The following is a 12,476-nucleotide window of genomic DNA, read 5'->3' as shown; positions in this document are numbered from 1 at the left end:
TGTCATCAGCACCCGTCCGGACCAGGTATTATTTTCGAGTCAGCAAGCGCCGCTAGCTCAGTTGGTTAGAGCAGCTGACTCTTAATCAGCGGGTCCGGGGTTCGAGTCCCTGGCGGCGCACAGACAACGCACTGGGCGGTTCACGTACACACGTGAACCGCCCAGTGCGTTTTTTGCTGCCCGTCGAGATGTACGACCGTTTTACACATTCGTACTAGACAAGTGTTTTAAACGCTCGTACATTTCTTGGCATGACGAACGCTACGAGCACCACCGCCGAGCGCGGCTACCTCGCCGGCCGCCGGGAATGGACCGCCTTCGTGGTCCTCCTGCTGCCCCTCCTCCTCGTCTCGATGGACATCTCCGTCCTCTTCTTCGCGATCCCGTCCATCGACCGGGACCTCGCCCCCAGCGCCACCCAGCAGCTCTGGATCTTCGACGTGTACGCCTTCGCCCTGGCCGGCCTGCTCATCACGATGGGCTCGCTCGGCGACCGGATCGGCCGTCGCAAGCTGTTGCTCCTGGGCGCGCTCGCGTTCAGTGCCGCGTCCGTCGCCGCCGCGTACGCCGACAGCCCCGAGATGCTGATCGCGGCCCGCGCCCTGCTCGGGGTCGGCGGGGCGACGCTGATGCCGTCGACCATGGGACTGGTACGGAACATGTTCCGCGACGAGCGGCAGCGCGGCCGGGCCGTGGGGATCTGGTCGGGCGCCATGGCGGGCGGCATCGCGCTCGGCTCGGTGCTCAGCGGGGTCATGCTGCAGCACTTCTGGTGGGGCTCGGTCTTCCTGATCAATGTGCCGGCCATGGTGCTGCTGCTGGTTCTGGTGCCGGTACTGGTCCCCGAGTTCAAGGACCCGAACCCCGGACGGTTCGACTTCCTGAGCGTGCCCCTGTCGATGGGATCCGTGCTGCCGGTCGTCTACGGCGTCAAGGAGAGCGCCGCCCATGGGCTCGATGTGCGAAACGCGCTGATCATCGCCGCGGGGCTGGTCGTCGGTCTGTTCTTCGTCCGCCGCCAGCGCGGCCGCTCCGACGCGATGATCAGCCGGGAGCTCTTCCGCCACCGCGGCTTCGCCGCCGGGATCGGGCTGAACGCGCTCGCCGCGTTCGCCATGATGGGCTCCTCGTTCTTCACCACGCAGTACCTCCAGTCGGTGCTCGGCATGAGCACGATGGAGGCCGCGCTGTGGTCCCTGGCACCGTCCCTGGCGGTGGGCGCCGCGGCCCCGACGGCCACGGCGATCGCCCAGCGCACCGACCGCGCGCGGGTCATCTGCGCAGGCTTCGTCATCGCCGCCGCCGGCTTCGCCCTCCTCGCCCTGACCGGTACGGACTCCCTGTGGCTGCTGCTCGGCGGCTGCGCCGTTATGAGCAGCGGCATCGTCACCGTGATGGCGCTCGTGTCGGACCTGGCGCTGTCCACGGCCCCTCCGGCGAAGGCCAGTTCGGCGGCCTCGCTGCTGGAGACCGGCCAGGAGTTCGGCGGTGCGATGGGCATGGCCCTGCTGGGCGCGGTGGCCACCGCCATCTACACCGCGGACATGCCGGACTCCGCTCCGGAGACCGCCCGCAAGACCCTCGCGGGTGCGGTGGCCACGAATGACGGTTCGCTCATCTCGGTCGGGCGGGAGGCCTTCGTGCACAGCATGCAGTACGCCTCGGTCGCGGGAGCGGCGCTGCTGCTGGCGGGGGCGGTGCTGGCGGGGGTACTGCTGCGGCGGAGGGGGGCCGCGGGGGACGAAGCCGCGAAGGCCGCGGTGCGGGAGGAACCGGCCCTCAACTAGGGCCTCTCGTGCGGGCCCACCCTCCTCACCGCTGTGTCCTCGATCGCCGGACGGGCCCGCACCCCGGGCCGTCCGGCACATTCCGTCCGTCCGGCGGCCGGGAGCAGAACTCGGCACGCCCGTGTGCCTCGTACTCACACAGCAGAGCGCTCAACTGCCCGTCGCCGAACGGCTCGTACCCGGCGCCGGATCCTTTCCACCACACGGGCCCCTCGCACGCGAACCCCTCCTGGCGCAGCCGAACGCGGTGCACCTTGTTCGTCGCCGTCACCGGCATCGACGGGACGATCCGTACGAAGCGGGGGGCCATTTTCGTACCCAGGTCCGGCTGCGCGGCGAGGAACGCGGCGAAGGCGGACGGGTCGAAGGCCGCTCCCTCCCGCAGGGCGAGCGCCGCCATCACCTGGTCCCCGGCGACCGGGTCCGGCACCGCGTACACCGCCACGGCTGCCGCGTCCTCCCAGCGGGCCAGGATGTTCTCGATCATCGCGGCGGCCAGGTTCTCGCTGTCCACCCGCAGCCGGTCGTCGGTGCGGCCCGCGAAGTAGAGGAAGCCGTCGGCGTCCCGGAAGAAGAGGTCCCCGGTCCAGTACCAGCCGCCGCGCACCCGCTGGGCCTGTGCCTCCTCGTTGCGCCAGTAGCCCTCGAAGGGCGTGTGCCCCCGGTTGACCAGTTCACCGATCGCCTCGGCCCCGTTGGTCAGCCGGCCCGCCCCGTCGAAGACGGCGGCGGGCCGCTCCTCGCCGGTCTCCGGGTCCACGACCGCGAGATCGTCGCGGGCCGACGCCTTGCCGATCGCCCGCTCCGGGGTGTCGGGGGTCCGCTGGACCGCCGCGCCGCCCTCGGAGGAGCCGTAGCCTTCGACCAGCCGCACCCCGAAGCGCTCCCGGAACCGGGCCGCGTCAACCGCGCCGGCCTCGGTGCCGAAGCCGAGCCGCAGCGGGTGCTCGCGGTCGTCCGGGCGTTCGGGGGTGGCCAGCAGGTACTGCACGGCGCGGCCGACATAGGTGAAGTACGTCGCCCCGTGCGCCCGTACGTCGTCGAGGAATCCGGAGGCCGAGAAGCGGCGGCGCAGCGCGACGGCGGCCCCGGTGGCCAGGGCGGGCGCCCAGTCGGCGATCACCGCGTTGCCGTGGAACATCGGCATGCAGATGTAGTGGACGTCCTCGCGCCGGACGCCGAAGTGGTCGACGAGCGACTGTCCGGCCGCCGCCAGCCGTCCCTGGGTGCAGATCGCCGCCTTGGGCGCGCCGGTCGATCCGGAGGTGAAGTAGAGCAGCATCCGGGTTGTGGGCCCGATGCCCGTGCGGGCCGTGTCGCCCGGTTCGGCTCCGGCGTACGGGGCCAGGAGTTCGGCGTACGCGTCGGTGTCGGTCACCAGCATCCGGACGCCCGGCAGGTCCAGGCCGTCGAGCAGCGGCAGGTGGGCGCGTTCGGTGACCAGGACCCGGCAGTCGGTGTGCAGGATGTCGCGGGCCAGTTCGGCGCCGCGCCGGGTCGGGTTGATCCCGGCCACGGCGGCCCCGGCCAGGGCCGCCGCGCTCAACCAGAGTGGGAATTCAGGGGTGTTGTCCAGCAGTACCCCGATGTGCGGTTCGCCGCCCGTCGGCAGCAGATCCGCCAGGAGCGCGGCGCGTGCGGCAGCGCCGGAGGCGACCTGGTGATGACTGAGAACGGTGTCCTGGTATCTCAGTCCGGGCCGGTGGTCGCCCCATTGGCGCTGTACGAGCTCCGCAACGGTGCCTGCGCTCCTCATGGCGCGGCACGATAATTGACTACACGTCAGAACTGAACATCGGAGCAGGCATAGAACGCGTTCGATGTGTCAGCGATGTTCCAGACGCTCAGGATGATGTGCTTCCCGCTCTTCTGGGTGGGGATGGTGCCCTGCTGGGTCAGGGTCGCCGGGGGCTGCTTGCCGCCGTACGGCACCGTCATGAAGGGCTGCGATTCCAGGTCGGCCCTGGTGAGCGGCTTGGTGGGGTCCCAGCCGTCCTTGGTGATGTAGTAGCGGAAGTCCGTCGTGGCGTGGCGTGCGGTGAACTGCCAGCGGAAGCTGAAGCCCTGGCCGGCGGTGACCTGGGTGGCGGGCCAGTTGCCGCCGCGCGGGTCGTCCAGCTGCGCGAACTCACCATGACCGCCGGAACAGATCCTGCCGTCGGCCGGACCCGCCGCCGGGAAGCCCTTCGGACCCTCGACGCTCTGCGGCTCCCACTGGATGTTGCCGCATCCCGTCACCGTGCCGTTGGCACAGAGCTTCTGGCGACTGATGGGGTTGTCGGTGTAGCCGTGGCTGCCGGCGCTGCCGGTCGCGAACATCGAGACGCCCGCGATGGCCAGGCCGACCACGGCCGCGCTTGCCCTTTTACGCATTGCTGTCGCTCCTCAAGAACGTGGGGGAGGTTCCATGAGCTGTGCTGCGCGCGCTTTGCGGTCTAGACCAAGGCTTAGATTATTGACGGGATATGAACATGTCCAGACCAATGAGAGTTGGATTCCGCTTGGCTGCGCGGCCTCCCCCGTGGCCCTCAGGCGCCCTCCCCGCCGCTGCGTCCGGTGTAGAAGGCCACCGTCAAGTCCTTGACCAGGGACTTCCGTTCGTAGTCGTCCAGCTCCACGATGCCCCGCGCGGTCAGCCGGTTGACCGTGTCGTCGACCGCGTCGACCACCGAAGTCAAGACGCTGTCCCGGTGCTTGGCGTCGATGGCCGCGATCCGGCGGCGCTGCATGGCCGCGGCGACCTCCGGCGCGTACTCGATCCCGGTCGGCTGGGCCGAGTACACCTCGATGCCGACCGGCTCGCAGTCCGCCTTCAGCATCCGGGTCAGCGCGTCGCCGACCGCCTCGGCGTTGCGCAGGGTGTGCGCGTCCTCGTGGAAGGCGTCGGCGGGCAGCTGCGAGAGGACCCGGGCCATCGCCGCCTCGACCTGCTCGCGCAGATACGCCTCGTGGTCGGCGACCCCGAGCGCCGCCCGCACGGTGTCCTTGATCCGCCACACCACGAGGACGACGACGCGCAGCGCCGTGCCGTTGGCGTCCACGGCGGGGAGCGGTTCGCTGCGCCAGTGCCGCAGGCGTACGTCGACCCGGCGTCGCAGCAGCAGGGGGCTGATCCACATCAGCCCGGTCCGCCGCACGCTCCCCCGGTACTCGCCGAACAGCGTCAGGACCCAGGCGTACCCCACCCGCCCCCGGCTCAGGCCGCCGAGCGCGAAGAGCACCACGGACACCAGCGCGGCGAGCGCCGCCCAGGCGCCGAGGCCGATCCCGTCGTACGGATGCGAGCCGAGCCCGAACCGGGCGAGCGCGGCGGCGGGCAGCGCGCCGGTCCGCCAGAGCACGGCCCCGCCGGCGGCGGACCCGGCCAGTGCGACGAGCAGCGCGATCCAGCCGGGGAGGGCGGGGCCCGGCCGCTCGGCGAGCCGTGGATCGCCGACCGGTGCCGGCCGGGTCGGGGGCCGCACCTGGGGCCCCCTGGACACCGGCGGGCGCCGCACCCCCGGCTGCGGCCGGTCGCCACCGGCTCCCCGTCGCAGCACACCGGCGGGGAGCGCGGTCGTGTCGGCAGGGAGCGCGGTCACGTCGGCGCGCTCGGCGTCATCGGCGTCCTCGCGGAAGAGCAGATGCACGGGGATGGACGCGGTCCGCTCGTTGGCGATGACCGCGTGGTGCCGCCCGGCCCCCCACAACGTGTCGCCGGACTGTTCGGCCCCGTCGCCCCCGGATACCGGAAGCGAGTCGAAGACGGCGTCGGGGGCCGTGCGGCGCCGGGGAGGCGCGTCGGCGCCCGCCACCGACCCACCCGGCACCGGCGCGGATACGGCACCCGCCACCGGGAGCGACACCGACACCGAGGCCGATGTCGCACCGAGCCCCGGATCCCGGTCCTCACCCGGGACCAGGTCCAGCACGAGGTCGACCACGGAGTCCGGCCCGGGATCCGGCCCCGTGTCCGGACCCTCACCGGCCCCCTGAGCCGCACCCGGAACCGCCGCCCCGGCGGGCTCGTCCGGGCCCGTCGCCCGGACCGGCCCCCGCTCCTTCTCCCGCCGCCCGCCGTTCTCCGGGGTTCCGGAGCTGTCCGACACCGTGGATCGCATACCCGCCTCCGTCATGTGCGTCGTGTCACCCGAAGAGTCGCCGCCAGGTCTCCGGACCGGGGTAGCCGTCGGCCGCTCCGCCCCGCCAGCCCTGAGCCCGTTGGAAGGCCTCGACGTTCCGCCGGTCCGCCTCGGTCCACCGGGGCCCCGGCCCCGAGGTGTAGTGCTTGCCGAAGCCCTTCTTCACCAACTGCTTGCCGAGCCTGCCGACATGGCTGTTGGACTGACCGGGCCGGAAATAGCCACGCCCTGGGAACTTCGAACCTGGTTTCGAGTCGCCGTGGCCGGCGCCCGTTCCGCTTCCGCCCCCGCTCCCGTTTCCGGTGGCGGGAATGTCATGGCCGGTTCCGTTTGCCAGGAGCCGCCAGGTGGCGGGGCCGGGGATGCCGTCCGCCTCCTTGCCCTTCCAGCCCTGGGCCTTCTGGAACGCCTGGGTCGCCCGCCGGTCGGCATCGCTCCAGCCCGGACCGGGGCCGACCTTGTAGAAGCGCTTTCCTCCCCGCTCCACGAGCATCCTGCCGAGCCGGGTGACGTAGGTGTTGCTCGCGCCGGGGCCGAACTTCGCGGCGCCCGGGAACGCCTTCACCGACGAATCACTGCCGGCACTTGGGCTGATGAGGCCCTTGTAGCGGTAGGCGATGTAGTTGCCGGAGTTGGTCCAGTACGCCATGGGCGTCGTCTTCTTGCGGGTGTGCGGCTTCGTCTGTTCGTACGCCGTGTAATGGGTGTGCGTGTAGTCGGTCCAGCCGCCGAAGATCGTGACGTGGGAGCCCTTCGAGGGGTCGGCCGGATTGTGGAAGAGCAGGATGTCGCCGGGCTGGAGCTCCTCCCGCGCGATCTTCTTGCCGAACTCGGCGAGACTGCCGGTCCACTCGTTGCCGGGCAGGTTCCAGGCCATCGAGACGTAGCCGGAGCAGTCCTGCCGGTAACCGTCCGCCCAGTACTTGGTCATGCTGTACGGAACCTGCGCGGACACCCACTTCTTCGCGCGGTTGATGATGTCGGCCCGGCTGCTCTTGCGCAGCTTGGGCGTGGTGGTCGTGGACGAGGGCGGGCCCGCTTCGCCACCGCCGTGCAGCGGCCCCGGTCCGCCCTGCGGGCTGTCCCCTTCCGCGTCGGCCGGGGCGGTTCCGGTCGCCTCCGCCGTCCGGTCGCCCGTCGCACCCACCGCGCTCGCGGCGCTCGCCGCCTCGGTGACGCCGCTGCTCAGCACCACTCCGGCCGCGGTGGCCAGCACCAGGGCGCGGCGGGCGCCGTGTGCGGCCGGATGACCTCCGTACCGCATGGGCAGTGCACTGGCGGCGGTCCGCCGCTGCGCGGCGCACCCCGCACAGGTGCAGTCGATGGCGGGCACGTACTCCTCGAAAGCCGGCACAGTCATGCGATTCCCCTCCGCACTCGTCAAGATCTTTGGGCGCATCTGCACGGGCGCCAGTGTCTCAACTCTCCTGACATATCGCATTTTGACGGACAGAAGAGAAAAAACGACCATCCGACAGGCCGCGATGGACGGTAAATGGTCAGGAGCACCCCCCGGCTTCGGGTAGAGTTCTCCAGGTCAGCAGGCGCCGCTAGCTCAGTTGGTTAGAGCAGCTGACTCTTAATCAGCGGGTCCGGGGTTCGAGTCCCTGGCGGCGCACGCAGGGTCAAAGCCCCCTCACCAAGCGTGAGGGGGCTTTGCTCGTTCGCGAACCCCTCGCGCCGAAGCCTCCCGCACTGAAGCCTCGCGCCGGGCCTCCGCCCCATGACGCCACTCACAGCGCCGCCTTTGACCACTACCCGCACAGGCGCCGCACAGCCTTCGCGCAGCTGTCACAGCGTCACCGTCCGGTCACTCGGTGGCGGGAAATCGGACAGCCTACCTCTTGGTCATCGGCCCCAACCAGTCTGATGGGCCGTGCAGTTGGGGACTGCAGAGGGGAAGTCCCGGTTGTCCGCAACGCGGGGTGGGCCCCCGCTCGGGGGCTGGTGTCGAGGGGCATCAGAGACGGACCGGAAGGGCGGGTTCCGTGGCCGAGCGGATGGCCGCCCGCCCGTCATGTCGTCCGCGGCGACCGACGGGGAATCGCCGCGGCCTGGACGACCGACCATTCACGCACCGACCATGCGTGCAAGGGGATGACCCATGGCGTCGACGCCGACAGGCGCCCGGCAGAACAACGACCTTTCCCGGACCACCCTGCCCCGGATACCGGCACAACCGATACCCGGGGAACGACGCCGGCAGCCCGAGGAGACGCGTTACGACTACGAGCACTGCAGCCGGCTCGCCGGGCCAGTGACCGGGCCCGGCCGCGACCGGCCGTACCGGGTGCGGTACCGCTCGCTGCTCTCGCAGGAACCGCGCCGGATCCGCGCGGCGCTCCTGCTGGGCGCCGTGCCCCCACTCCGGTCGCGCGCGACCCGGTCGCGGTCGTCCCGGAGACCGGGCCCGCGGTGCCGCATGCGGACCGCGGCCTCAAGGGTCCTCGTCACCATCTCCAGGGGCTCCTCGCCCGGGACGAAGGAGGTGCGGAAGGCGACCCTGGTGCCACCGCACCAGGGCGAAGCACGGCAGCCACAACGCCTGGCTCGACGCGCACGGCGGCGGCCACGAGTTCTTCGCCTCCGTCGACACCGACCACGTGCCACTGCCCAACTGTCCGGAGCGGATGCCCGGCTACTTCCGCGACCCGGACATCGGCTTCGTCATCGGCCCACAGGTCTACGTCAGCCACGACGGCTCGGGGTCGGGGCCGGGACCGGAGACGCAACCCGCGAGCAGCAGCACGGCCCCCCGCCACTGCCACCGCACCCGCCCGGACCGGGCCCGTCCGCACTCCCCGCCGGCCGTCGTGACTGCCGTGCGTCCACTCCCTCTCGGTGCGGGCGTCGGTGCGCTGCCGCATCCGTTCCATCCGGGCACAGGGCTTCTGTCCGCATCTCCCGAACGCCAGGAGTGATCCATTACCGACGCGCCGTCAGAATCCTTCCACATCAAGGGGGTTCGGCTTCACTCGTGGTCGCCCGTGGACTTCTTGCCGGTCAGGTAGGCCGAGACGACGACATTCGCGTCGTAGGAGTGCGTCGCCCGGTCGAAGGTGCCGCCGCAGGTGATCAGGCGGAGCTCCGCCCGACCGGCCTTGCGCGGGCCGTACGCCTTGTCGGCGTCGAAGCGCGCCCGGGTGAAGACCTGGACGTCGTCGACGGTGAATTCGGCGACGGTTCCGTCGGCGCGGGTGATCTCGACCTTGGCGCCGGGGCGGGCCGCGCTCAGCCCGTAGAAGACGGCTGGTCTGGTCTCGGTGTCGACATGGCCGACCATGAGGGCGGGGCCCTTCGCGCCGGGCTCGGCGCCGTCTTCGTACCAGCTGACGGTCTGGGCCTTTTCGAACGAGGGCGGTTCGATCGCCCCGTCCTTGTCCAGGCCGCGGGCGACCACGGGTGCCTCGACGCCGATCGACGGGATCTCGATCCGCTCCGGCGCCGCGCCCTCGATCGGGTCGTGCGGCGGGGGCATCGGTACGCCGAGGGGGCGCCCCACCGCGGCGATGTCCCCGGTGGTCGGGGCGGAGCCGGCGCCGGTGCCGTCGGTGATGCCTCGGCCCCAGAACCACAGGCCGAGCAGCAGGACGGCCCAGACCACTCCGGCGAGCAGCCTGCCGTGGCCCGCGGTGCTGTCCGGGGCGGACATGTCAGTCCGAGACCGGACGGCGGCGGCGACGCGCGCTGCGGAACGCGACGGCGACGGCCGCGACGGCGGCCAGGGCCAGCCCGATCACCGCGTGGATGGTGCCCGGGCCCTGCTGCTCGGCCTCCCGGTCGGTGATCAGGGCGGTGCCGCCGCCGCCCGCGGCGACCGGGGCGAGCGGGGTGGCCCGGCCCCGGTCGACGACGGTGACCGTGCCGGCGGCCTCGGCGCCCTTGTCGGCCTCGGCACCCTTTTCAGCCTTGCCGGCCTTTTCGGCCTTGTCGTCCTTGCAGGTGATCCGGATGCCGTGCTCGCCCGGGGAGGCGTCCGAACTGATCCGGGCCTCGGCGAAGAGGCTGCCGTCCGCGGCGGGCGAGAAATGCGCCTCGGAGACGAACACCTCGGACTCGCCCGTGGCCTCGCGGCCCTTGCAGCCCTCCAGCCGCAGATCCGTCTCACCGCCCGGCCCGACGGAGGCCGGGGTCACCGTCAGTGAGGTGCGGCCTTTTTCCTGGGCGGACCCGGAGCCGGAGTCGGCCAGTGCGGCGGAGGCCGGCACCAGGGTCGCCGCGACCACCGCGGCGGCACAGAACGTGAGGGTTGTGGAACGCATCGTGAACCTCCTCAGTGCAGGTTCACGCCTCCGGAGGGATTCCGCATCCGCAGGAGCGCGGGGGACAGGTCCGCGCGGACCGCCCGGAACCCTCTCCCGCCCCCTTGGCGGCCGTGCCCCGCCGGGCTCAGCCCGCGTCGACGAGACCGACCAGGTCGGCGATCGAGTCGACGACCGTGGACGGCCGGAAGGGGTACTTGTCGATGTCGGCGACCGTGGTGAGACCGGTGAGGACCAGGAAGGTCTGCATCCCCGCCTCCAGGCCGGCCAGCACATCGGTGTCCATCCGGTCGCCGATCATGGCGCTGGACTCGGAGTGGGCGCCGATCGCGTTGAGCCCGGTGCGCATCATCAGCGGGTTGGGCTTGCCCGCGAAGTACGGGGCCTTGCCGGTGGCCTTGGTGATGAGGGCGGCGACGGACCCGGTGGCGGGCAGCGGGCCCTCGGCGGACGGGCCGGTCTCGTCGGGGTTGGTGCAGATGAAGCGGGCTCCGCCGTTGATCAGCCGGATCGCCTTGGTGAGCGCCTCGAAGCTGTACGTGCGGGTCTCGCCGAGGACCACGTAGTCGGGTTCGTGGTCGGTGAGGACGTAGCCGATGTCGTGCAGGGCGGTGGTGAGGCCGGCCTCACCGATGACGTACGCCGTGCCGCCGGGCCGCTGGTCGTCCAGGAACTGGGCGGTGGCCAGGGCGGAGGTCCAGATGTTCTCCACCGGCACGTCCAGGCCCATGCGGCTCAGCCGGGCGTGCAGGTCGCGGGCGGTGTAGATGGAGTTGTTGGTGAGGACAAGGAAGGGCAGTCCCGAGTCACGCAACCGCTTGATGAAGGCATCCGCTCCGGGGATCGGCGTCCCCTCGTGGATCAGGACTCCGTCCATGTCGGTGAGCCAGGATGAGATCGGCTTGCGCTCTGCCATGTGTGGGACTCCTGCCGTACGCCGTGTGCGGGGACGCCGGCGGCACCGCGTTGTGCAGCGCCGACGCCCCCGATTTTAGGCCGTTCGTTCGATGTGCCGGAACGGCCGGATCACGCGGGTGTGAGGGTCACTCCGTCGACCGCCCAGAACCAGTTGTTCCCGCCGGTGTACCGGAAGCGGACCCGTGCGGTGGTGGCTCCGACCGAGACCTGGAGGGTGAGCGACGCCCCGGGGCGGGGAGTGAAACGTGGGACTAGACCCGTTATCCTTTCGCGATGATCCGCCGGAGGTCCATACCCGTGCCGTGAGTCCTCCGGCAACGGTCAGCTGCCGGTGGCCGACTTCCAGGCCTCGACGTAGCTGTCCAGGTTGGTGTCGATGTCCGACCACTCGGGCTCGAAGACCTCCACCCCGTCCATCAGCTTCGCCAGCTCGATGGCGTTGGCGTCGGTGCCCTTGACGTCCTTGCGGGCGGAGAAGCCACCGCCGACCGCGCTGACGTCCTTCTGGGCCTGCTCGGAGAGCATGAAGTCGAGCAGCTTCTTGCCGTTGGCACTGTGCGGGGCCTTGTTCACCAGCCCGGCGGCGTACGGCAGGGCGAAGGTGGTGGACTTGCCGCCCTGCTTCGCGGGGAACCAGATGCCGAGGTTCGGCATGTCCTTGGACTGCGCGAAGTTCATCTGGACGTCGCCGTTGGCGGCGAGCAGCTCGCCCTTGTCGACCTTGGGGGCCAGCTTGCCGGTGGAGGCGGACGGGCCGACGTTGTTGGCCTGGAGCTTCTTCAGGTACGCCATCGCCGGCTCCTTGCCGCCGAAGTCGTGCATGGCCTTGATGAGGACGGCGGTGCCGTCGCCGGCGACCCCGGGGGTGGAGTACTGGATCTTGTTCTTGAACTTTCCGTCGAGCAGCTCCTCCCAGGTGGCGGGCGCCGACTTCAGTTCCTTCCTGTTGTAGATGAAGCCGAAGTAGTTGTTGACGACCGAGGTCCACTTGGAGTCGGACGCCTTGTCGGCGCCGTCGACCTGGTCGGAGCCGGCCGGGGCGTACGCGGCGAGGAGGCCCTTGCTGTCGGCCTGCTGGATGAACGGCGGCAGGGTGACCAGGACGTCCGCCTGGGTGTTGGACTTCTCGCGGGCGGCGCGCTGCACCATCTCTCCGGAGCCGCCCTCCACGTACTTGACCGCGATGCCGGTCTTCTTCTCGAAGTCCTTGAACACCTTGTCGTACCATCCGTCGCCGTTCTCGCCCTTGAGGCCGTCGGCGCTGTAGACGGTGACGACCTTCTCGTCGGAGGCGGCCGAGGAGCCGCCGCAGGCGGAGAGGGTGGCGGCGAGGGTGAGGCAGCCGGTGACGGCGGCTATGGGCTTGAGGTGGTTCTTGCGCATGGCAG

At 70.9% G+C, this 12,476-nt stretch carries 9 protein-coding genes, 2 tRNA genes and 1 pseudogene; 4 read left to right on the top strand and 8 right to left on the bottom strand.

The annotated features are described in order from the left end of the window. Nucleotides 1–46: 46 nt before the first annotated feature. Both ACIRJP_RS30585 and ACIRJP_RS30580 read left to right on the top strand, forming a co-directional pair. Nucleotides 47–120: transfer RNA gene (locus ACIRJP_RS30585), tRNA-Lys, on the top strand. A 131-nt stretch (nt 121–251) separates the two neighbouring features. Beyond that, entirely contained in the window at nt 252–1,787 is a 1,536-nt protein-coding gene (locus ACIRJP_RS30580) for an MFS transporter (protein WP_404180974.1), read from the top strand. A 25-nt stretch (nt 1,788–1,812) separates the two neighbouring features. Here ACIRJP_RS30580 and ACIRJP_RS30575 read toward each other — a convergent pair whose 3' ends face one another. The 4 genes from ACIRJP_RS30575 to ACIRJP_RS30560 form a co-directional block, all read right to left on the bottom strand. Then, nucleotides 1,813–3,543, bottom strand: coding sequence for an AMP-binding protein (locus ACIRJP_RS30575; protein WP_404180971.1), 1,731 nt, complete (start codon nt 3,541–3,543; stop codon nt 1,813–1,815). Between the two features lie 26 nt (nt 3,544–3,569). Continuing rightward, entirely contained in the window at nt 3,570–4,160 is a 591-nt protein-coding gene (locus tag ACIRJP_RS30570; RefSeq protein ID WP_404180968.1) for a lytic polysaccharide monooxygenase, read from the bottom strand. A 155-nt stretch (nt 4,161–4,315) separates the two neighbouring features. After that, nucleotides 4,316–5,887 (bottom strand): SPFH domain-containing protein, encoded by a 1,572-nt coding sequence (locus tag ACIRJP_RS30565; protein WP_404180965.1) that lies wholly within the window; start codon nt 5,885–5,887, stop codon nt 4,316–4,318. 25 nt (nt 5,888–5,912) lie between these two features. Further along, on the bottom strand, nt 5,913–7,268 hold the full coding sequence (locus tag ACIRJP_RS30560; protein ID WP_404180962.1) for a peptidoglycan-binding protein: 1,356 nt from the start codon (nt 7,266–7,268) through the stop codon (nt 5,913–5,915). A 184-nt stretch (nt 7,269–7,452) separates the two neighbouring features. On the opposite strand from ACIRJP_RS30560, the gene ACIRJP_RS30555 reads away from it, so the two are divergent. Next, nucleotides 7,453–7,526 (top strand) — tRNA-Lys (locus ACIRJP_RS30555). Between the two features lie 486 nt (nt 7,527–8,012). Beyond that, nucleotides 8,013–8,607, top strand: a pseudogene (locus tag ACIRJP_RS30550) (glycosyl transferase); the annotation flags it as partial. Between the two features lie 272 nt (nt 8,608–8,879). Here the strand turns inward: ACIRJP_RS30550 and ACIRJP_RS30545 are convergent. From ACIRJP_RS30545 to ACIRJP_RS30530, 4 genes are all read right to left on the bottom strand, one after another. After that, nucleotides 8,880–9,560 (bottom strand): class F sortase, encoded by a 681-nt coding sequence (locus ACIRJP_RS30545; RefSeq protein WP_404180959.1) that lies wholly within the window; start codon nt 9,558–9,560, stop codon nt 8,880–8,882. A gap of 1 nt (nt 9,561) precedes the next feature. Beyond that, nucleotides 9,562–10,170 carry a hypothetical protein gene (locus ACIRJP_RS30540; protein ID WP_404180956.1) on the bottom strand — a complete coding sequence of 203 codons (609 nt, stop codon included), beginning with the start codon at nt 10,168–10,170 and terminating at the stop codon, nt 9,562–9,564. 127 nt (nt 10,171–10,297) lie between these two features. Beyond that, on the bottom strand, nt 10,298–11,086 hold the full coding sequence (locus ACIRJP_RS30535) for an HAD-IIA family hydrolase (RefSeq protein ID WP_404180953.1): 789 nt from the start codon (nt 11,084–11,086) through the stop codon (nt 10,298–10,300). Nucleotides 11,087–11,409: 323 nt separating this feature from the next. Continuing rightward, nucleotides 11,410–12,471: a 2-aminoethylphosphonate ABC transporter substrate-binding protein gene (locus ACIRJP_RS30530; protein WP_404180950.1), complete on the bottom strand. Its 1,062-nt coding sequence runs from the start codon at nt 12,469–12,471 to the stop codon at nt 11,410–11,412. Nucleotides 12,472–12,476: the final 5 nt, after the last annotated feature.

This window comes from Streptomyces sp. NPDC102437 (assembly GCF_044765565.1).
In the GTDB taxonomy this organism is placed as follows: domain Bacteria; phylum Actinomycetota; class Actinomycetes; order Streptomycetales; family Streptomycetaceae; genus Streptomyces.
Note: the sequence above shows the minus strand (reverse complement) of the source record. Positions and strands in the feature narration are given on the sequence as shown.

Coding starts and splice junctions, on each gene's coding strand:
- ACIRJP_RS30580 (WP_404180974.1), top strand. CDS start 252: ATGACGAACGCTACGAGCACCACCGCCGAGCGCGGCTACCTCGCCGGC.
- ACIRJP_RS30575 (WP_404180971.1), bottom strand. CDS start 3,543: ATGAGGAGCGCAGGCACCGTTGCGGAGCTCGTACAGCGCCAATGGGGC.
- ACIRJP_RS30570 (WP_404180968.1), bottom strand. CDS start 4,160: ATGCGTAAAAGGGCAAGCGCGGCCGTGGTCGGCCTGGCCATCGCGGGC.
- ACIRJP_RS30565 (WP_404180965.1), bottom strand. CDS start 5,887: ATGCGATCCACGGTGTCGGACAGCTCCGGAACCCCGGAGAACGGCGGG.
- ACIRJP_RS30560 (WP_404180962.1), bottom strand. CDS start 7,268: ATGACTGTGCCGGCTTTCGAGGAGTACGTGCCCGCCATCGACTGCACC.
- ACIRJP_RS30545 (WP_404180959.1), bottom strand. CDS start 9,560: ATGTCCGCCCCGGACAGCACCGCGGGCCACGGCAGGCTGCTCGCCGGA.
- ACIRJP_RS30540 (WP_404180956.1), bottom strand. CDS start 10,170: ATGCGTTCCACAACCCTCACGTTCTGTGCCGCCGCGGTGGTCGCGGCG.
- ACIRJP_RS30535 (WP_404180953.1), bottom strand. CDS start 11,086: ATGGCAGAGCGCAAGCCGATCTCATCCTGGCTCACCGACATGGACGGA.
- ACIRJP_RS30530 (WP_404180950.1), bottom strand. CDS start 12,471: ATGCGCAAGAACCACCTCAAGCCCATAGCCGCCGTCACCGGCTGCCTC.